At 32.4% G+C, this 20,351-nt stretch carries 17 protein-coding genes; 16 read left to right on the top strand and 1 reads right to left on the bottom strand.

The annotated features are described in order from the left end of the window. Nucleotides 1–65 precede the first annotated feature (65 nt). The 11 genes from BN2665_RS00845 (at nucleotide 66) to BN2665_RS00795 (ending at nucleotide 16,100) form a co-directional block, all read left to right on the top strand. The gene (locus BN2665_RS00845; RefSeq protein WP_154674833.1) at nucleotides 66–2,432 is read left to right on the top strand and encodes a hypothetical protein; all 2,367 of its coding nucleotides are present in this window, start codon (nucleotides 66–68) and stop codon (nucleotides 2,430–2,432) included. Continuing rightward, complete coding sequence (locus BN2665_RS00840) at nucleotides 2,432–3,361, top strand: ABC transporter ATP-binding protein (protein ID WP_055665232.1); 930 nt, start codon at nucleotides 2,432–2,434, stop codon at nucleotides 3,359–3,361. Before BN2665_RS00845 ends, BN2665_RS00840 begins: the two co-directional genes overlap by 1 nt. A 2-nt stretch (nucleotides 3,362–3,363) precedes the next feature. Next, a complete protein-coding gene (locus tag BN2665_RS00835; RefSeq protein ID WP_055665231.1) occupies nucleotides 3,364–4,278 on the top strand; it encodes an ABC transporter permease in 915 nt (304 codons plus the stop codon). Between the two features lie 295 nt (nucleotides 4,279–4,573). After that, nucleotides 4,574–6,145 (top strand): hypothetical protein, encoded by a 1,572-nt coding sequence (locus tag BN2665_RS00830; protein WP_055665230.1) that lies wholly within the window; start codon nucleotides 4,574–4,576, stop codon nucleotides 6,143–6,145. Between the two features lie 18 nt (nucleotides 6,146–6,163). Continuing rightward, on the top strand, nucleotides 6,164–7,144 hold the full coding sequence (locus tag BN2665_RS00825; RefSeq protein ID WP_055665229.1) for an AAA family ATPase: 981 nt from the start codon (nucleotides 6,164–6,166) through the stop codon (nucleotides 7,142–7,144). A gap of 20 nt (nucleotides 7,145–7,164) precedes the next feature. After that, nucleotides 7,165–8,037 (top strand): DUF58 domain-containing protein, encoded by an 873-nt coding sequence (locus tag BN2665_RS00820; RefSeq protein WP_055665228.1) that lies wholly within the window; start codon nucleotides 7,165–7,167, stop codon nucleotides 8,035–8,037. Continuing rightward, the gene (locus tag BN2665_RS00815) at nucleotides 8,034–9,845 is read left to right on the top strand and encodes a vWA domain-containing protein (protein WP_055665227.1); all 1,812 of its coding nucleotides are present in this window, start codon (nucleotides 8,034–8,036) and stop codon (nucleotides 9,843–9,845) included. The genes BN2665_RS00820 and BN2665_RS00815 overlap by 4 nt, the downstream gene beginning before the upstream one ends. Nucleotides 9,846–9,862: 17 nt before the next feature. Continuing rightward, the gene (locus BN2665_RS00810) at nucleotides 9,863–12,685 is read left to right on the top strand and encodes a VWA domain-containing protein (RefSeq protein ID WP_055665226.1); all 2,823 of its coding nucleotides are present in this window, start codon (nucleotides 9,863–9,865) and stop codon (nucleotides 12,683–12,685) included. Nucleotides 12,686–12,700: 15 nt separating this feature from the next. Continuing rightward, the gene (locus BN2665_RS00805; RefSeq protein ID WP_055665225.1) at nucleotides 12,701–13,366 is read left to right on the top strand and encodes a hypothetical protein; all 666 of its coding nucleotides are present in this window, start codon (nucleotides 12,701–12,703) and stop codon (nucleotides 13,364–13,366) included. 281 nt (nucleotides 13,367–13,647) lie between these two features. Further along, nucleotides 13,648–14,325, top strand: a complete 678-nt coding sequence (locus BN2665_RS00800) for a class I SAM-dependent methyltransferase (protein WP_055665224.1) — start codon at nucleotides 13,648–13,650, stop codon at nucleotides 14,323–14,325. Between the two features lie 383 nt (nucleotides 14,326–14,708). Further along, nucleotides 14,709–16,100: a glycine--tRNA ligase gene (locus BN2665_RS00795; RefSeq protein WP_055665223.1), complete on the top strand. Its 1,392-nt coding sequence runs from the start codon at nucleotides 14,709–14,711 to the stop codon at nucleotides 16,098–16,100. A gap of 71 nt (nucleotides 16,101–16,171) precedes the next feature. Here the strand turns inward: BN2665_RS00795 and BN2665_RS00790 are convergent, their stop codons facing one another. Further along, nucleotides 16,172–16,879, bottom strand: a complete 708-nt coding sequence (locus BN2665_RS00790; RefSeq protein ID WP_055665222.1) for a YesL family protein — start codon at nucleotides 16,877–16,879, stop codon at nucleotides 16,172–16,174. A 226-nt stretch (nucleotides 16,880–17,105) separates the two neighbouring features. Here BN2665_RS00790 and BN2665_RS00785 point away from each other — a divergent pair, with 226 nt between their 5' ends. The 5 genes from BN2665_RS00785 to BN2665_RS00765 all read left to right on the top strand — a co-directional run bounded on the left by BN2665_RS00785 (nucleotide 17,106) and on the right by BN2665_RS00765 (nucleotide 20,235). Beyond that, nucleotides 17,106–17,642 (top strand): GNAT family N-acetyltransferase, encoded by a 537-nt coding sequence (locus BN2665_RS00785; RefSeq protein WP_055665221.1) that lies wholly within the window; start codon nucleotides 17,106–17,108, stop codon nucleotides 17,640–17,642. A 55-nt stretch (nucleotides 17,643–17,697) separates the two neighbouring features. Further along, complete coding sequence (locus tag BN2665_RS00780) at nucleotides 17,698–17,943, top strand: hypothetical protein (RefSeq protein WP_055665220.1); 246 nt, start codon at nucleotides 17,698–17,700, stop codon at nucleotides 17,941–17,943. 84 nt (nucleotides 17,944–18,027) lie between these two features. Further along, a complete protein-coding gene (locus BN2665_RS00775; protein ID WP_055665219.1) occupies nucleotides 18,028–19,038 on the top strand; it encodes a phosphotransferase enzyme family protein in 1,011 nt (336 codons plus the stop codon). 251 nt (nucleotides 19,039–19,289) lie between these two features. Next, nucleotides 19,290–19,571 carry a CD3324 family protein gene (locus BN2665_RS00770; protein ID WP_055665218.1) on the top strand — a complete coding sequence of 94 codons (282 nt, stop codon included), beginning with the start codon at nucleotides 19,290–19,292 and terminating at the stop codon, nucleotides 19,569–19,571. A gap of 199 nt (nucleotides 19,572–19,770) precedes the next feature. After that, on the top strand, nucleotides 19,771–20,235 hold the full coding sequence (locus BN2665_RS00765; RefSeq protein WP_055665217.1) for a GNAT family N-acetyltransferase: 465 nt from the start codon (nucleotides 19,771–19,773) through the stop codon (nucleotides 20,233–20,235). The last annotated feature ends 116 nt before the right edge of the window (nucleotides 20,236–20,351 follow it).

Genomic DNA, 20,351 nt, shown 5'->3' with positions numbered 1-20,351 from the left:
CAAAATAGACGAGTAGACTGACTAGTTATTTTTTGGAGATGCCTTACGTGGAAAGAAGGGGGAAAATGAGAAAATATATTAAATTTATTTTGCTTTTAGCTATAGGATTATTATTGTCCTACTTTAACGTATATGAAGTTGAAGCAGATAGTAAAGGCTTGAATGTAAAATATGAATTGGGTTTTGATGGTAATTATAAGGTGGAAAGCTCAGCGCCAATAAAATTGACTGTGGAAAATAATATGCAGGACATAGAAGGAACTGTAGAAATTCATGTACCCACCATGCCTGGTAAATACACCAGTTATGTTAAACCTATAAGCCTTCCTAAAGATTCGACAAAGGACATTATGATAAATGTACCTATAATGGGCAGTTATTCAAAGTATAAAATAATTATAAATAATGGTAAGAATAAAGTTTATGAAAGTGAAGCCGCATTATCTCTAGGCTCAAACAATATGACCATGTTTATTGGTATATTAAGTGAGGACTTTGATAGTGTAAGCTACATAAATAAGATTCCGGCGCCTAATGGTATGTCTTTATCTAATAAGGTAATAAGGCTAAATGAGAAAAACTTACCAGAAGATGTAGAAGTAATGGGTTCTTTTAACCTAATAGTAATAAATAATTTCGACACTACTAAATTAAGTAAAGAGCAATATGAGGCTTTAAAAGATTGGGTTAATAAAGGAGGTACTTTGTTAATAGGTACAGGGAATACCTATTTAAAAACCTTAGGAATATTTAAGGATAACTTTATTGAAGGAGACCCTGGAAAAGTTGAAAAAATAAAAACAGGAGAAATAAGCAAATTATCTTCTAAAGGAGTAAGTAATACATTACAGGACATAGATATTTTTAATCTAGATGTAAAAGGAGCAAGTGATATATTAACTTCCCCTCAGAAATCTCTTGTAAAAGATCTTCCAAGAGGAAAGGGAAAGGTATTAATATTTACCTTTGATCTTGGAGTGAGCCCTTTCACTGGTGGACAGGACTCCTCTGCATTTATAGAAAACTTACTAGGTTCTTCTATGAACATAGATAATAGTATAAATGCAATAAGAAACGGCCGAGGAGATTTATCTTATCTATTAAGAGAAGTTATGAATTTATTTTCTGAAATGCCTTCACCTAGTACAGGCAGTTTTAGTTTAATACTAGTAATCTATATTTTAATAGTAGCACCTTTAAGTTATATAATATTAAAAAAGCTAGACAAAAGAGAATTCATGTGGGTAGCGGTACCAGCTATAGCTTTAGTATTTGCATTAATAATGTATATATCAGGATCATCTTCAAGGATAAGCACTATAACCAATAACACAATATCTATTGTCAGTATAGATGAAAAAGGTATAGCCTCTAGAGAGAGTTACTTTGGTATATTCACCCCTAACAAAATGAAAATCAAGGTAAGTGGCACAGAGGGAGAAGCAGTAAAGCCTATTAATAATCCTTATTATGGAGACGATAGATTAAGAGAAGGAGCTACAGGGGATTTAGATGCTAAAATTTACGATGGAGCTAATAAGTATGTAGAATTTAATGATGCCAGCATATTATCCAATAAAGTAGTTTCTACTAAACAAAGCATTATGAAAGCCCAAAGCATGGAAACTAATTTTTCCTACGAAAATAATAATATAAATGGTTCTATAAAAAATTTAACAGAAATGGACTTAGAGGATTGCGTAATACTTACTCCGGGACAATATGTATCTATAGGAGATATTAAAAAGGGAGAAGTAAAGGAAGTTAATGGAGCATTAAATAGTTATGATGGTAATTTATATGAATTCATCAATAAGATTTATGGCTTTAATGGACCTCCACCAACTATTAGCGGCGAAGAGGAAAGAAAGAAATTTGTTGATAGGCAACAGAAAAGAATGATGCTAGAGCTATTAATGAGAAGGGGGCTTAGAGAGAAAGTAAATAATATTACTCTCATTGGATTTACTAAATCTAAGGTAGCTAACCCTATATTAGTTAATGATAGCAGTGTGAAGAGCTATGAAAGAACCTTAGTAAGAGCTAATTTAAAGGTAAATTTTATAAAAGATAACGTGGCCAGTTATCCCTTAGGCTTTGTAGAAGGAAGGTTAATGGCAGGATCATTAAAGTATGATGAGTATGCAGGAAGAATATTTGGTTCAGGCTATGGTGAAGTGTTATATGATATAGATAAAAAAATAAATGTAGAGGAAATGGAATTTAAGAGTGAGAGCAGATCTAATAATGTAAAAAACTATTTTTGGAATATAAGCACTAGTACTTGGGAGGAAGCTAAAGAAGGTAAATTAGGTTCCGAAGAAATAAAGAAATATGTAGATAAGAACAATGTATTAAAAATAAAGATAGATCTAGGTAATGGCGGAGATTCCTCAATACCCAAAATTTCAGTAAAGGGGAGGGTTAAGTAATGCTGAAAATTAATAACCTATGTAAGAATTATGGAAAATTCAAAGCAGTGGATAATTTAAGCCTTCATATCCCTAAGGGTGAGATTTTTGGATTCGTAGGACCCAATGGAGCAGGAAAAACTACTACTATGAAGATTGTATCAGGCCTATTAGATGCTACCTCTGGAGAGGTATATGTAGGCGGTATAAATGCCTTTAAAAACTCCAAGGAGTTAAAAAGAAAAATAGGCTATATGCCAGACTTTTTCGGGGTATATGATGATTTGAAGGTAATGGAGTACCTAGAATTTTATGCTTCTATTTATAAGATTAAGGGACAGGAAAGAACAAAGATATGCAATGATTTACTTCAGCTTGTAGAGCTATCTGATAAAAGAGAAGCCTATGTAGATAGCTTATCAAGAGGTATGAAGCAAAGGCTATGCCTTGCTAGAAGTCTTGTGCATAACCCTGACCTACTAGTGCTAGATGAGCCTGCCTCAGGTATGGACCCAAGAGCTAGAGTAGAGATGAAGGAGATTTTAAGGACTCTTAAGGGTATGGGTAAAACCATAATTGTAAGCTCTCATATACTTCCTGAGTTAGCAGAGCTTTGTACTAGTATTGGCATTATCGAAAGTGGAAAAATAGTAATTAGCGGAACTGTAGAAGAGATAATGAGTAAGGTATACAATACTAAAACCTTAAGAATAAAAGTATTAGATAACCTTGAAGAGGCTATAAATATATTAAGAGAGTATCCAAATTTAGATAATATAGATAAAACCTCTGATACCACTATAGAAGTGTCCATAGATGGTGATGAAAAGCATATGAGCTCTCTTTTAAAGAGATTAATTGAAAATAATATTCCGGTAGTAACCTTTAATCTGCTTGATGGAAGTCTTGAAGATGTATTTATGAGAGTTACTGCTACTGTGGAGGAATAGCTATGGAAAATAAAGCAAGAAAAATTAATTTTAATTTAAACCCAGTATTATTAAAAGAGTTAAAGGTTAAAATGAGGGGATGGAAGGCGGCAGCACTAATAGGGGTATATGTGTCCATATTAGCCTTGGTTACAGTATTTATAATTAAAGTATCCATGAGAAATAACATGTATTATAGGATAAATGCTAACGATATTTTTGGAGCTTATGCTTTCTTAGCGGCTATCCAATTTGGATTAATAACCTTAATAGCTCCATCCTTAACAGCAGGAGCTATATCAGGAGAAAGAGAGAAACAAACCCTAGATATACTTTTAAGTACGGAGCTTAGGTATAGTTCTATTATACTAGGAAAGCTATTTGCATCCTTAAGCCAGATAATTCTATTAATAGTATCCTCTATTCCTGTATTTTCAATTATATTTTTGTTTGGAGGTATAAGTGTCGTAGAGCTAGCACAATTGTTTTTATTCTATATAGTGATTGCCATAACCATGGGTAGCATAGGTATGTTCTTTTCTACCTATTTAAAGAGAAGCACCGCTTCTAATGTTCTATCCTATGCTGTAATAATATTTTTATATATAGGAACAGCCTTTATAACTTACCTATATATAAGCTTAAAGTTTACTAACTATGGTAACTATGCTGCTAGGTATCAAGACACATTTTTCCTTATGTATTTTAATCCTATAGCTTCCTTTGCATCTTTATTAATGGCGCAATTTGGGCAAATGGGCGGCAGTGTGTTTCCAGGGTTAAATATAAGTAAAAAGGTTTTAGGCATGACCTTTTGGCAGTTTAATGCCTTAATAAATTTGATGATATCTTCTGTATTGATTTTTTTAAGTGCATATAAAATAAATCCTAAGAGAAAAAGAATTACTTTAAAATTTAAAAGAAAAAAGCATAAATAATTTTTTAAAAAGAGCTTGGCCTAATGGATTCTAAGCTTATACTTATACGTATTATAGGAGGATGTGAAAAAAGGTATTCTATAGGTTTCCCTACACCGCGCGTGGAGCCTCACGAGCGGCCCGTGAAAAAGAACACCTATGTTTTTCACATCCTCCTATAGATAAACAACTTCAACTACTAATTTATACATGTCTCATAATGTCGTGAAGATTGGCATTTTGAAACATGTATAGATTAAGTTTTCGTATTGTTTATCTATATATCTAATGAAACTAGAATTATGGAGGAATAAGTATGAACAATATATATGAAGAAATTAATAAGATTCTTCGTAAAATTAAAATAAGGCTTTTCATAAAGCGATTCATAGACAATGTATGGATTTCTCTTTGTATTTCTATGGCATTAGGCTTAGCTTTTATAATAATTTCAAGATTTATTCCTGTATATCAGGTCTATTGGAAGTGCCTTTATATTTCCATAGCGGCACTACTTGTAGCTTTAGTAGTTACTTTAGTATATATGCCAAATGGAGAGAAGGCGGCTTTGATTACGGATAGCTTTGGTCTCAAAGAACGAGTTTCTACGGCTTTAGAGTATAGAGATGACTCTTCAGATTTTCATAAACTCCTTAGAGAGGATGCCTTACTAAAATTAAAGGAATTAGATTATAAAAAAGAGATTAAATTTACTCAAAATAAAAAAGTTATTATTATTTTCTCTTCCTTACTTTTAGTTTTTGTAACTAGCTATTTCATACCAAATCTTAAAGCTGAGGAAGCTGCAAGGCTTCATCAGCTAAAACAGGAAAAGAAGGAAGAAATAAAGAAGATAGAAAAAGCAGAGAAAGAAGTAAAGGAAAATAAGAAGCTCACAGCAGAAGAGAAAAAGGAACTAATGAATAAATTAGCGGAGCTTAAGAAAGAGATAAAGGAATCAAAGTCCAATAAAGATATAGCAAAAGCTAAGGAAAGAGCATTAAAGAAACTGGAGCTGCAGAAAAAAGAAGCTATAAATAAGGACTTACAACAATTGGCCAATAATCTAAAGGATAATGAACAAACAAAAAATTTAGCAGAAGCCTTAAAGAAGTTGGATTCTGACAAGCTAAAAAAGGAATTGGAGGCTCTTAAGGATAATATTAAAAACATGGATGAGAAAACTAAGGAGGCCTTAAAAAACAGCTTATCTAAGGCTTCAAATAATATATCAGATTCACAATTAAAAGGTAATATAAACTCTCTTAATGATGCTATAGGCTCTGGAGATGAGAATGCCATAAATAGCACTGTAAGTCAGCTCTCTTCGAGCTTAAACAGTTCTTTATCTAAGGAGCAGCTAGCACAGCAGCTGGATAATCTTCAGCAAGCTTTAGGTGGTGAAGGTTCGGAAGGCAGTGAAGTAGCACAACAAGGAGCAAATGGAGAAGGAAGTGGCTCGGGTCAAGGACAAGGCAATGGACAGGGGCAAGGCCAAGGTCAGGGAGCAGGTCAAGGACAAGGTACTGGAGGCTCTGGAGCTGGATCGGGAAGTGGAATGAAGGAAGGTACTACTCCTTATGGCCAAGGCGGTATTGCCAATAAAAAACCTTCTGAAGGAAAGCAAAACGAATATGAAAAGATATTTACTCCAAATAGATTAGGGGGAGATGGAAATGCCTCTAATTTAACTGGTAAAGGTGGAGGTAAGGGAAGCAGTGAGCAGCAATTTTCTAATAACCCTAACGCTACCTTAGGAGATTTTGTACCCTATGATAAGGTCATTGGAGACTATGAGGAAAAAGGTATGGAGAGATTAAATACCTCAGATATACCGGAGGGTATGATGGATATTATTAAATATTATTTTTCATCTTTACAAGAATAATTACAGAGAGGAAGAACTATGGTGGAAGAAATCAATGTTAAATATATTACGGATAAGGTAAAAGAGGTAGAAGAGGAAGTAGGAAAAGCTATTATAGGGCAGAAAGAAATAATAAGACAGGTAATAATAGCTATTTTAACTGGAGGCAATGTGCTTTTAGAAGGGTCTCCAGGTTTAGGTAAAACCCAATTAGTCAAGACCCTTTCAAAGGTAATGGATTTATCTTTTTCTAGAATTCAATTTACTCCGGATTTAATGCCTGCGGATGTAGTGGGAACTAATATAATAGTTAAGGATGAAAAAGGCAATGGGGTATTTCAATTTCAAAAGGGTCCTATTTTCTCTCATTTAGTTTTAGCGGATGAAATAAATAGAGCTACACCAAAAACTCAATCTGCTTTACTAGAGGCTATGCAAGAGCATACTGTTACTGTAGGAAACTATACCTACAAACTAGAAGAACCTTTTATGGTTTTAGCCACTCAAAACCCTATTGAAATGGAAGGAACCTATCCTTTACCAGAGGCTCAATTAGATAGATTTCTATTTAAGCTGCAAGTGCCTTTTCCAAACTTGGAGGAGTTAAAAGGGATAATTGGAGTTACAATCACTAACACCTCCACGGAACTAAATAAGGTTATAGATGGAGAGGAAATTTTAAGGATTAGGGCTTTATTAAAAGAAGTGCCTATAGCTAAGGCTGTGGAGGAGTATGCCCTTAAAGTAGTATTGGCTACTCATCCTGAATATGAAAAGTGCCCAGAGGTAACAAAAAAGTATATTAGATTCGGAGCTAGTCCAAGAGCTGCTCAGGCCATTATCTCTACGGCTAAGGTTAGAGCTGTGATGGAAGGCAGATTTAATGTAGCTTTTGACGATATAAAATATGTGGCCTATCCTGCCTTAAGACATAGATTTTTCTTGAATTTCGACGCTATGGCGGATGGTGTTACCACTGAAAAAATATTAGAAGATATCCTAGAAAGTCAATTACAGTAACTTTGAAGGTTGTGATTTCAGTGAAGGATAAAATTTTTGATGCTGAGTTTTTTAAAAAATTAGAGAATATATCAATAAATGCTAGAATGCCTATGACGGAAGGGGCCTCTGGAGGAAGAAAATCAAAGGCTAAGGGCAGCTCCGTAGAATTCTCTGATTTTAGAGAATATGCACTAGGAGACGATTTTAGGAGAATAGATTGGAACGCTTATGGTAGGTTTGATAAGCTTTTCGTAAAATTATTCATGGAAGAAAGAGAAGCCTTGGTTAATATATTTATAGATTGCAGCAAATCCATGGATTATGGTGAGCAGCACAAAGGTGTGTGTGCCTTAAAGCTAGCAGCAGTGCTTAGTTATTTAGCCCTAAATAATTTAGATAGAGTTTGTATAAATAGGATGGTGGGAGATAATTTAGCACCCTCTATTTCTTATATGGGAAGAGGAATGTTTTCAAGAACTGTAGATTTTCTTCAGCAAACAGAGTTTAGCGGTAGCACCAATTTAAGTAACGCCATTAAGAAGAAGGATTTGAAACAAAGGGGTATTTCTATTCTCATATCTGATTTTTTTACGAAAGGCTCTTTAGAAGAAGCAATAAAATATCTTGTATATAAAAGACAGGAAGTAATTTTAATTCATATTTTAAGCAAAGAAGAAATAGAGCCGGAGTTAAATGGACAAGTGAGGCTTATAGATGTAGAAACTTCAGAGGATGTTACCATATCTGTGACACCAAAATTACTAAAGCTATATAGAGATAAATTTAATTCCTTTACCAATAATTTAAAGAAACAAACTAAAAGATTCAATGGTTCTTTTCTACAAATCTGCTCTGAGGAACCCTTAGAAAAAATAATCTTTGAGCACTTCACGAAGGAGGGAATTATATGAAGCTTATCTCTCCTCAAAGCCTATGGTTTTTACTTACTATACCTCTTTTGATTATGATGTATATCTTAAAACAAAAATTTGAGGAAAAAGAAATATCCAGCTTATATTTGTGGCAGCAAGTAATAGTGGATATGGAAGCAAGTACTCCTTGGCAAAGGTTAAGAAAAAACCTGCTTTTTCTTATACAGCTCTTAATACTGCTATTATTAATATTTTCACTTACCAATCCCTTCGTATATTTTAAGGGAGCACAATTTGAAAATGTGATTATAGTATTAGATAATTCAGGAAGCATGAGTGCTGTATATGAAAACTCTACTAGATTAGAGGAAGCCAAAAACAGAGTGGAGAAATTAGTAGCCTCTATGTCACCTAAAAGCAAGATAACCCTCATTTCTTCTAATAAGAATTCCAAGGTAGAGGTAGCAGCATCTTCAGATAAGCAAGAGGTGCTAAAAAAAGTAAAAGAAATAAATGCTACTAATAGCTCAGGAGACATTAATAACAGCTATTCTTTAGTTAAAGCTATAAGCAGGCAGTATGATAGTTATAAGGTTATATACTTTACAGATAGTGCTGTAGAGTTAAAAGACTTAAATGGGGAAATAAATAGCTTATCAAATAAAATGGATAATTTTAGTTTAGACTACATTTCTCATTCTTTAACCTCTGATGGATTAAAGGTTATGATTAGAGCCAGTAATAGAAGCGAAAATAAGGGAAGTGCTGAGATAGGTTTGTATGGAGATGGTAAGTTAATAGATATAAAAACTATTGAATTGGAAAAGGGAGAAACCAAAACCATGTATTTTAATAATATAGTACCTAAATATAAATATATACATGGGGAGATAACAGAAAAGGATGGTTTAAATGAAGACAATATCATTTATTCCGTAGTAAAGCAAAACAGCACTCAAAGGATTATGCTAGTTACGGAAAAAAATGTATTCCTAGAAAAGGCTCTAGCCACATTAAAAAATGTAGAGCTATTTAAGGCTAATGAAAAAGATAATATAGTAGGAGAATACGATTTATATATCTTTGATGGAGTAACTCTAGAGAACATACCTAAGAAGGGAAATATATTATACATAAATCCTAAAGGAAATACAGGTTTATTTAATGTGGGAGAAGAGGTGCAAGGTGGCAGCGTAGAGGTTCAGCTAAATGGGGTGACAAAATATATGAGCAATACAGATTTTGTAGTCTCCAAGTTCCATCCTATACAAATGCCTTATTGGGGAAGTGCCCTATTAAAAATAAATGGGGAGACCACTGCATTTTTAGGTGAAACTAAGGGAAGAAGAGTAGCAGCTATTACTTTTGATTTTCATAACACAGATTTTCCTCTGACTCCTGAGTTCCCCATATTCATAAATAATATTATAGGTTATCTTGCTAATGGAAACTTTTTAAGTAAAACCCAGTATTATTCTGGTGATAGTATAGATATATTGCCTATGGCAGATACAGAGAGTCTTTTTGTTAGAAATCCTAAAGGAGAAAAAAAGGTTATTGATATTAAAGCCAATACAAGAGTTTATGATAATACCAATATGCCAGGTATTTATGAAATCTTAGAGAAAAATTCAGAAGGTGAAGTTTCTAACATTCTTGCAGTTAATTTTCCAGTATCAGAGAGTGATATCAATAATGAGGCAGAAAATATCACCAGTAAAAATAAAGACTCATTAAGTAATTCAGGCTATAATATACAAAATTACTTAGTAGTTTTGGCCTTTGCTTTTGTATTAATAGAATGGCTTGTTTATTTAAAAATGTACGGCAGAAATAAATCTAACTAAAGGAAGGAGGGAGGTTATTGATAAGTTTAAAATTAATTAAACCTTACTTCTTAGTATTAATACCCTTAATAGCCTTATTGATTTTTTACTCTTATAAGCGCATGAACTTTAGCACAAAAAGAAAGAAAAATATAATCTTAGTGCTAAGAAGCATTATATTTCTATTTCTGATACTAGCTTTATGCGGAACCAATGTCTATTGGAAGGTAGACACTACTACCACCATATTCTTAGTAGATGCTTCAGACTCCGTTTTAGAAAACAGAAAGGATTTTGAAGGATTCATAAAGGAAGCCATAAGAAATAAGGGTGCAAAGGATAAAATCGGTGTTATAAGCTTTGGAGAGAATAGTCAGATTGAAAGCTTTATATCCAAGGACAGTTCTTTTGATAAGATAGAAAGCAATGTGAACGGAAACTACACTAACCTAGAAAATGCCTTAGCTTCAGCCTTATCTCTAATGCCCAATAATAGCAGAAAAAGAATAGTACTGCTTACAGATGGGGAGGAAAATAAGGGGGCTACCGCTAAAATAGTTCCTTCACTGCTAGACCAAGGTATAGATTTCAAAGTTTATAAGGTGGAAAAGAATATAGGAGAGGAAGTGACTGTAGATAGCATAAATCTACCTAAGAAGCTTATTTTAGGAGAGGAGTTTGGAGTTACTGTAAATATAAGCAGTACAGCAGCCACTTCTGCAAAGCTGACCTTGTTTAATGGCAAACAGCCTGTGGGTCAGCAGAAGGTAGAGCTTCAAAAAGGAGTAAATAAATTTGTTTTTAAAGATAAGGCAGTATCTGGAGGCTTTAAAGGGTATAGAGTGCTTATAGAACCAGAAAAAGACAAGGAAATAAGGAACAATGAAGCCTCAGCCTTTACTAATATAATGGCTAAGCCTAAAATATTAGTTATTGAGGATATTAAAGGAGAGGCAGAGGAGCTAGTAAAGATTCTCAAGGCCTCTGAGCAGGATTATACCTTAGTAAATGCCATCTCTGCTCCTAGAACCCTGCAAGAGATGAGCGCCTATAAAAGCATTATAACCTGCAATGTATCCGCAGAAAACTTAAATGAAGGCTTTCTTAACTCTTTAGAAAGCTATGTAAAAGATTTTGGCGGAGGATTTTTAGCCACTGGTGGTGATAATTCTTTTGCCTTAGGAGGATATACTAAAACTCCTTTAGAAAAGGTGCTTCCTGTCTATATGGATATGAGGGGTAAAAAAGAGATACCTAAAATGTCCCTGATGCTTATCATAGATAAATCAGGAAGTATGACGGAAGGCATAGCAGGTATAAGCAAGGTGGATATGGCAAAAGAAGCTGCTATAAGAAGTCTTGGCTCCTTAAGAGCAGGAAAGGATGAAATAGGGGTATTAACCTTTGATGGTGCTTATAGTTGGGTGGTAAATAGACAGCTTATTAAGGATCAAAAGGCTATAGAAAGTGATATTGCTACAATAAGAGCAGGTGGAGGCACAAGCATTCTGCCGGCTTTAGCAGAGGGATATAAATCCTTAAAAGAAAGTGATGCAAAGATAAAGCATATAATTCTTTTAACAGATGGTCAAGCAGAAAGAGAGGGCTATGACCCTATTATTGAAGATTGCAAAAAAAATAATATCACTGTGTCCACAGTAGCTGTAGGGCAAGATTCAGATAGAGGTTTATTAGAGAATATAGCTAAAAATTCTGGAGGAAGATTTTATGTTACGGATGAGTATACTAATATTCCTAGAATCTTTGCAAAGGAAACCTTTATGGCGGCTAGAATGTATTTAAATAATAGAGAGTTTACCCCTGTAATAGCCACTAACCATTCCATACTTCAAAATGTGGCGGAAGGGGGATTGCCTACATTGCTAGGTTACATCGGGGCTTCCCCTAAGGAAACCTCTAGGGTGATTTTAAATAGCGATGAAGAGGATCCTATCCTTACAGTATGGCAGTATGGCTTAGGCAAAACCCTAGCCTGGAACTCTGATATTTCAGGAAAATGGAGTGCAAATTATATTTCTTGGGGAAAATCCATTAGATTATGGCAGAACATGATAAATTATACCCTAGAAAATTATAATAGTGAGAACCTATCCATTGAGGTAGAGGAAGAGGGTGGAAAAGCCAATATAATCATTGTGGATAATAAAAATACTGAAGAAATGAAGACTAAAGCTACCATAATAACTCCTTCCAATGAAAATGTAGAAGTAGAGCTCTATCCCATAGCTCCAGGCAAATATTCAGCTTCCCTTGACCTTAAGGAGAGCGGAGTATATATGATAAACGGAAAGCAATTTAAAAATGGAGAAGTTACCAGTGCTATAAATACAGGCTACGCTATGCAATATTCACCAGAATATAAAATAGGCTCAGGAAAAAATGTCATAGAAAATCTTATAAAAGAAACTGAAGGAAAAATAATAACCCAAGCTAAGGAAGTTTTTCAGGGAGAAATTAAGGATAAAAGAGGACAGTTAGATTTAACCCCTTATTTGCTTGCTATTTCCTTGTTATTATTTTTACTAGATGTAGCTATAAGAAGGTTAAATTTAAATATGTATAGGATAAAAGCAAAGCTCTTTACTATCTTTAGTAAGCTGAATTTTAAAAGAGGCAAAGTTTTATCTCAAAGGCCTAACTTAAAAACTAGTAAAAATGTAATGAAGGATCATAGTAATAAAATTATTGACCCATATGAAAAAGTGTTAGATAATAATATAAACAACACATTAAAGAAAGAGACAAAAGAAGAAAAAGTCATTGTTAATGAAAAGGATGCAAAGGATAGCTTGGACACCTCAGCATTATTAAAAAACAAAAAATTTAAAGAAAAAAAATAAAGGGGTGGTGTTTATATGAAAAGAAAAACAATAAAAATATCAGCAGTTATTATAGGACTAGTTCTTACCTTAAATGGCTGTGCCAGTAAGCTAAAAACTGAAAACTCAAGTCTTAGTGATGAATTGTCAGAATTAAAGCAGAAGAATGTAGAGCTAACACAACAGGTAGAGACCTTAAAAAAGAATGAGGAAGAGCTTAAAAATAAATTGAACTCACTTACTCAAGCTCCTAAAGAAGAAATAGAATTAACTGTATTTAATGTAAATGACCTAACTTTGAATAAAGAAGCAGCTGCAAAGGTTACTATGGATAAAAACTTACCTTTAAAAGACAAATTATCTTTAGTAGCAAAGAAATTATCAGAAAAGGTTTTTGGAAATTTACCTATAGAGGTGGTTAGCATTGAGAATGTAGGAAATAAAAAGGTGGCCACTATCAACTTAAAGGAAAGTGCTGAAAATCAAGGAGTTAAGGATAATTCTAAGCTTAAGGGAGAAAACTGGATTGCCAGCAGATTTCAAGGTTCTACTGGAGGCGCTGTTACAGCTAAGAGCTTAACAGAAACATTCCTTCAAAAGGACTACAAGGGTGAGTGGATTGATGGAGTTAGATTTTACTACGAAAATAAACCCATACAATTTCAGCACGTAGAAGGTTTATCAGAAATTATATATAGGTAAAAATAAAGGAGCTGTATAATGAACGGCTCTCGCAGCAATATATTTCGAAATGGTGAAAGGGTATAGCTCAATTATGGGCTATATCCTTTCAATTTTTATTTTGCATAAATGAAAGTATATACATTTTTTAATCATCCCCAAAAATCATTTTTGTTTTCCTATGATTGAAGAAGAGTGTAAATGAAGAAGAAGACAGCTTTTAAGTCCATAAAATGAGCTCCTTTAAAATTTAAACTACGTATATGTATATGTAATATTTTATTATTTAGGAGATAGGATTTATGGAACAGCATAAAATTGATATCATAAAAGATTTTGATAGAATATCTAAAATAGAGGAGCGAAAATGGGAGCACAATAACCACTATCATAAATATCTTATGAAAAATATGCCAAATAATCGTGAAAAAGCTTTAGAAATAGGCTGTGGAAAAGGAGTATTTGCGAGGATAATGGCTAAAAAATTTAAAAAAGTTATAGCGGTGGATTTTTCTGAGGGAATGATTGAAAAAGCTAAGGCCATTTCTAAGGATTTTAACAATATTGATTATAGATTAGAAGATATAACTAAGCATGATTTTAAAAATAACAAATATGATTGTATTGTATCCATAGCTACTATGCACCATTTGCCCTTTAGAGAAATGCTTATAAAAGCAAAAGAGGGGTTAAAAGACAATGGAGTTTTTATGGTATTAGATTTATATGAGAGCAAGACTATTACAGACTATTTAATATCTTTAGTTGCTGCACCTGTAAATATAATTTTTATGTTATTTAAAAATGGAAGTCTAAGGCCTAGTGAGGAAGAGAGGAAAGCTTGGGAGGAGCATAGCAAAAACGATGTTTACATGACCTTTAAAGATATAAAAACTATATGTAAAAAAGTTATGCCAGAAGCTAAGGTAAGAAGACATTTCTTTTGGAGGTATTCTATTGTTTGGAGGAAAGAGATATAAAAATAGCTAATTTTTAATAGCTATTGACATTAGACTTTATTTTGTTACAATATAAGGTATAATTAAATATGAGCATGATGATAAAGAAGAGTAATCTTAAAAGCTTTTTAGAGAGATGGTGTTATACTAATTTGCATTAAAAGAGTTACTATAGAGTTGCACTACCTCCCCAGGACACCTGGGGGCCGTGCAAAAGTAACTCTATACTTAATGCAAATTAGTATTAGGTGAGAACCATTAGGCTATAAGATGAAGGGAGCTTTTGAATGCAATGATAAGTAAGTTGGGCTTGTGCCAATAAGGGTGGAACCGCGGAATTAATTTCGTCCCTTAGTGGTAGAGGCTTTTTTATTTTATAAAAATAATTTTAGGAGGTAATAATTATGGCATTTGAAAAAACCATGGATAAAGTAGTTGCTTTATGTAAGAATAGAGGTTTTGTTTTCCCAGGGTCTGATATATACGGAGGACTTGCCAACTCTTGGGACTATGGTCCATTAGGAGTAGAATTTAAAAATAATGTTAAAAAGGCTTGGTGGAAAAAATTCGTTCAAGAGAGTCCTTATAATGTAGGTGTAGACTGTGCTATTCTTATGAATACTGAGGTTTGGGTAGCTTCAGGACACGTAGGAGGCTTTTCAGATCCATTAATGGACTGTAAGGATTGTAAAACAAGATTTAGAGCAGATAAGCTTGTAGAAGATCACATGACTGAAAATGGAGCAGAAGTAGCATCTGCAGATGGTTGGACAAATGAACAATTAAAGGACTATATAGAGCAAAATGGCATAGAATGTCCTAAGTGTGGTAAAAAGAACTTTACAGATATAAGAAAGTTTAACCTGATGTTTAAAACCTTCCAAGGAGTAACAGAGGATGCTAAATCAGAAATATATCTAAGACCAGAGACAGCACAAGGCATATTTGTTAACTTTAAAAACGTATTAAGAACCTCAAGAAAAAAGGTACCTTTTGGAATAGCTCAAGTAGGTAAATCCTTTAGGAATGAAATAACTCCAGGAAACTTTACCTTCAGAACAAGAGAGTTTGAACAAATGGAGCTTGAATTCTTTTGTAAACCAGGTACAGATTTAGAATGGTTTAAATATTGGAAAGACTATTGCTGGAACTTCCTTTTAAATCTAGGCATGAGGGAAAACAATTTAAGAATGAGAGATCATAGTCCAGAAGAATTATCCTTCTACTCTAATGCAACCTCTGACATAGAATTCTTATTTCCATTTGGATGGGGAGAACTTTGGGGAATAGCTGATAGAACAGACTATGACCTAAAGAAACACGCAGAGCATTCAGGAGAAGATATGAATTATCTAGATCCTATGACTAATGAAAGATATGTGCCATACTGTGTTGAGCCATCTCTAGGTGCAGACAGAGTAGCTTTAGCCTTCTTATGCGATGCTTATGATGAAGAGGAATTAGAAGGAGGAGATGTTAGAACAGTAATGCATCTTCACCCAGCTTTAGCTCCATTTAAAGCAGCTATATTGCCACTAAGCAAAAAACTATCAGAGAAGTCTACAGAGGTTTATGATAAATTAAGAAAGAACTTCAATGTAGATTATGATGAGGCAGGAAGTATAGGAAAGAGATATAGAAGACAAGATGAAATAGGAACACCTTTCTGTATAACTATAGACTTTGATACTTTAGAAAATAACACAGTAACTCTAAGGGATAGAGATTCTATGCAACAAGTAAGGTTAAGCATAGATGAACTTGAAAATTATATAAAAGAAAAGATGGAGTTTTAGTCATCTGAAAGATAATCAGTAGAAGATGGCTTAATAAGAGCTTATAGTTTTATACTATAGGCTCTTATCTTTTAAGATAAATTTAATTTTGTATTGTCTGATTGGATCTTTTCTTCTATTTCTGGCAATACCTTTTGTAAATTATACATTATTATGTAGCAGGTTATACTCATGATGAATAAAGAAGCAAAAACTGAAATTTTAGAAGATATAAATCCTGCTAAAACAATAGTAGCTGCATTCAAAATAGTAATATTAATTTTTTTAAAAGTATAATATATAGAAAGCTTTAATACATCTTTTGATTTCAAATAAAACCTTGATACTATTGGAAAGGCATAAAGGCCAATAATAATTATATATATAATAACTACATATATAAATATTGAAATAATATTTGATACGAAATAGTTAAGGTTGACATAGGCAGATACTAAGATAATTAATTCAAGAGCCCATAAAAAAACCGATTGCAAGAAACTCTGTTTATATGCCTTAAAGAAAGTTTTAGTAACAACAATGTCTTTTTCCCTCACAAGTTTGCCCATAGTACTACAAAGGGCAGTTACTGCGGGCCCGATTGGAATGCAGCATAATAGAACTATTACACTAAATCCTGAGGGCAGCGGATTTTTTCCATTAGCTACAAGTACAATTGTAATATAAACTAATGGTATATTCATCAATAGAAAATAAAAGTTAGATAACAAAAAACATAATATGTAATTTGTTATAGTGTTGATAGGACCTTCTCCAAATTCTCTTTTTGCTTTTGTCATTTTTCCCTCCATGTGCTTTGCTATATTTAATATTAATTAAAATTTACCATAATCCATCAATAATTAAAATGGTGAATATATACAAAAATCACTTATTTTATTGGTTTTATATTATAGAGAAGTATTTTGTAAGTATTAAGAAATAATGGTATAATTTTATCAATTATATATTATTTTCGCTGACTTAATTACATGAGTCTAACATAGAAAGTGAGATGGATTTTTGATGAGCATAGAAATAAAAGAATTAACTAAGTATGATTTAAGACCTGGTTTACTGGAGACATTTAATAGATTTCAAGAGGTTAACAAGGTGTGGAGAAAAGAAGAGGGAAAATATGTATTAAAAGATAATCCATTTACTGAACAGTGGGATGAAAATTTAAAAAATGAAATTATCTCTGAAGATTTTACTCATTGCATAAATACTGGTGGTGCAGTTATTGCAGCCTTTGACGGAGATAAGCTAATAGCCTTTGCAGCAGTGCTACGAGATTTTTTTGGCAATGAAAAACAATATGTTCAATTGATGCAATTACATACCTCCTACGAATATAGAGGCATAGGCATAGGAAAGCAATTATTTAATATATGCGCTAATAAAGCAAAGCAGTGGGGAGCAAAAAAGCTATATATTTCATCTCATTCCGCAGATGAAACTCAGAAATTTTACAGAGGAATAGGTTGCGTGGATGCACTAGAAATAAATAAAAGACTTGCGGAACATGAGCCTTGTGATTGTCAGCTAGAGTATGTATTGTAATTAATAGTGGATGTTTATGAATAGTTAATAAAAAGATATTGAGAGGGATGGGATTTTGGATAAAGATAAAAATCAGAAAAATGTAACTGATGGTATATCATTTTTTACCCATAGCGATTTATTTAAGAAAAAAGAAAATATCTATTTATTGAAGGTTTTCGGACTGTCAATTCTTTTACTAGCTATATCTAGCAGTATTTTTTCCACTATAGATGGAACTACTTCTTATTTTCTATCATTAATATCCTCAGCATTGATAATCAATGGATATGATAAAGTTAAAAAGGAAAATAAGTATTAGAAGATTAATTTATTTTTGAGGACATCTATTATTAGTTTTTGATATTTAAAATTCTTAAGAATTGCGAAAGGAATGATAGATTGTATGATTAAAAATATTAATATGATCTTAGATCAGGTATCAAAGCTTTATCAATTAGATATTGATAAAGGTGCTTTTAGCCCAATAGGCAATTCAGCTAATTTAATTTATGAATTCCAACATAAAGGAGAGTATTTTATCCTAAGAATTACCGAGAAGGATATAGAACATTTAGCAAATTATGAATCAGAATTAGATTTTATTAATTATCTAGCTAAAAATAAGGTTAGTGTATCTAAAGCTATTACATCAGTGAATAATAGATTAGTTGAAGCTGTAAAGGATAGCAATTCATGCTACATAATTTCAGTTTTTGAAAAGGCAGCTGGACATATGCCTGTAATAAATGATGCTGAAGAATGGAATGATAAATTATTTTACAAATGGGGTCAGACCATGGGGCAAATGCATGCCTTATCTAAAGGATATAAGCTTAATAAATGTGTAAGTAGGAAGCAGTGGAATGAAGATATTTACTTTACAGATGAATATATTATAGAGGATGAGAGCATCGCTAATAAGTGGAACAAAATTATAGATGAGATGAATTTATTGCCTAAGGATGCAGACGCCTATGGTTTAATACACTATGATTTTCATCAGTATAATTTCTTTGTTAATAACAATTCTATAACTGTTTTTGATTTTGATGATTGCTTATATCATTGGTTTATTTGTGATATAGTTATTGCATTTTATCATGCAATAGCATGTATACCAGTAAGTGAGCCTCAAAAGCGCATGAATTTTGCGTGGAATTTTATAGAAGCATTTTTAAAAGGGTATTTAAAAGAGAACATAATTGAGGAGTATTGGATTGAAAAAATACCATTATTTCTGGAATATAGGAGAATGTGCTCCTATATGTTTTTTACAAAAATGTGGGACAATCAAAATATAGAGCCAAAACAAAAAGAGGCTTTGGAAAGAATGAGATATAATATAGTAAATGAAATTCCGTATATTGAAATAGATTTTGGAACTCTTAAAGAAAAGCTTACATGCTTGAAGTAGCCAGTATTTTTAAAGAGTATAGAGCTTGGCATTTGTAAAATGTTAACTAGCTAGAATGGGGAAGGAATATGAATTTATCATAATTAATTTAGTTGGAGGTAGGTGTATGGAAAAATATACTATAAAAATATTTGTATGCTCATAGCAAAGACTGCTATAAAGAAATAAGCTATGCTTTGTTTTGAGCTAAACAATTATATATTGTTAGTAGTCTTTGCTTAATCTTTATATTTTATAAGGAGGGCAAAGCAGTGGGATATATTAAAGCACAGAATGTGTTACCAGAAGAAATAATAAAGTTGATTCAAGAGTATGTAGACGGAGAGTATTTATATATTCCAAGAAAACTAGGAAATGAAAAATCTTGGGGTGAAAAAAGTGGCACAAGAAGTAGTCTTAAGAAACGTAATGCCGAAATTTTTGACCAATACACTAATGGAATTACTATTATTGAATTGACTAGGAGATATTATCTTTCAGAAAAAAGTATAAGAAGAATAATAAGTAAAGAAAAGTTACTACGTTCATATTAAAAAAAGATGTTTTGTTATCAAATATTATTTTGATGATAAAACATCTTTATATTTTTAATTTAAAGTAGTATGTTGGTATACAAAAGTATAATCTCATACATTGCTCAAGTTTTATTAGTAACCATTTATGAGGTTTTAATAGGAAAATAAGGATGATACAATGTATTTGTAAGTACATGGTATGGAGGAAAAGTTTATTATGAGAATAGAATTTAGAAAACCTACAAAAGAAGATGGACAGTCTATTGTTACTTGGAGATATGAAGGCATATATTCCTTTTATAATAATGATAAAACAGAAGCTAAAAAGCAATGGGCTCTGAACATACATAAAGAAGAATATGCTTTTGTTATGTATGATGAAGAAAATAAATTAATAGGAAACTGTAGTTTTGATTATGACGATAATCAATATATGTTTGGAATTCAAATGAGACCAGATTTAACAGGAAAAGGTATGGGTACTGAAATAGTAAAAGCTATTTTAGAATTTGGAAAGGAAAAATATAAGTTTGATAATATAGAATTACTTGTAGCTAAGTTTAATGAAAGAGCAATAAGGGTATACGAAAAGTTAGGTTTTGAGAAAGTGGATGAATTTATGCTGCATGTAAATAATGAGGATAAAGAGTTTATTGCTATGAAAAAAGTTTGGAATATTTAGATGTAGCCAAGTAATTGATTTAGATAAGATGAATATTAGTAATTAAAACTTATTTTTGAATTATAAGGGGTTATAGTTTTGGACTATAATCCTTTTATTGTTTATGCTATAAGTGT

The organism is Desnuesiella massiliensis (assembly GCF_001403615.1).
Lineage (GTDB): Bacteria > Bacillota > Clostridia > Clostridiales > Clostridiaceae > Desnuesiella > Desnuesiella massiliensis.
The sequence above is the reverse complement of the archived record's forward strand: the minus strand, read 5'-3'. Positions and strand labels throughout refer to the sequence as shown.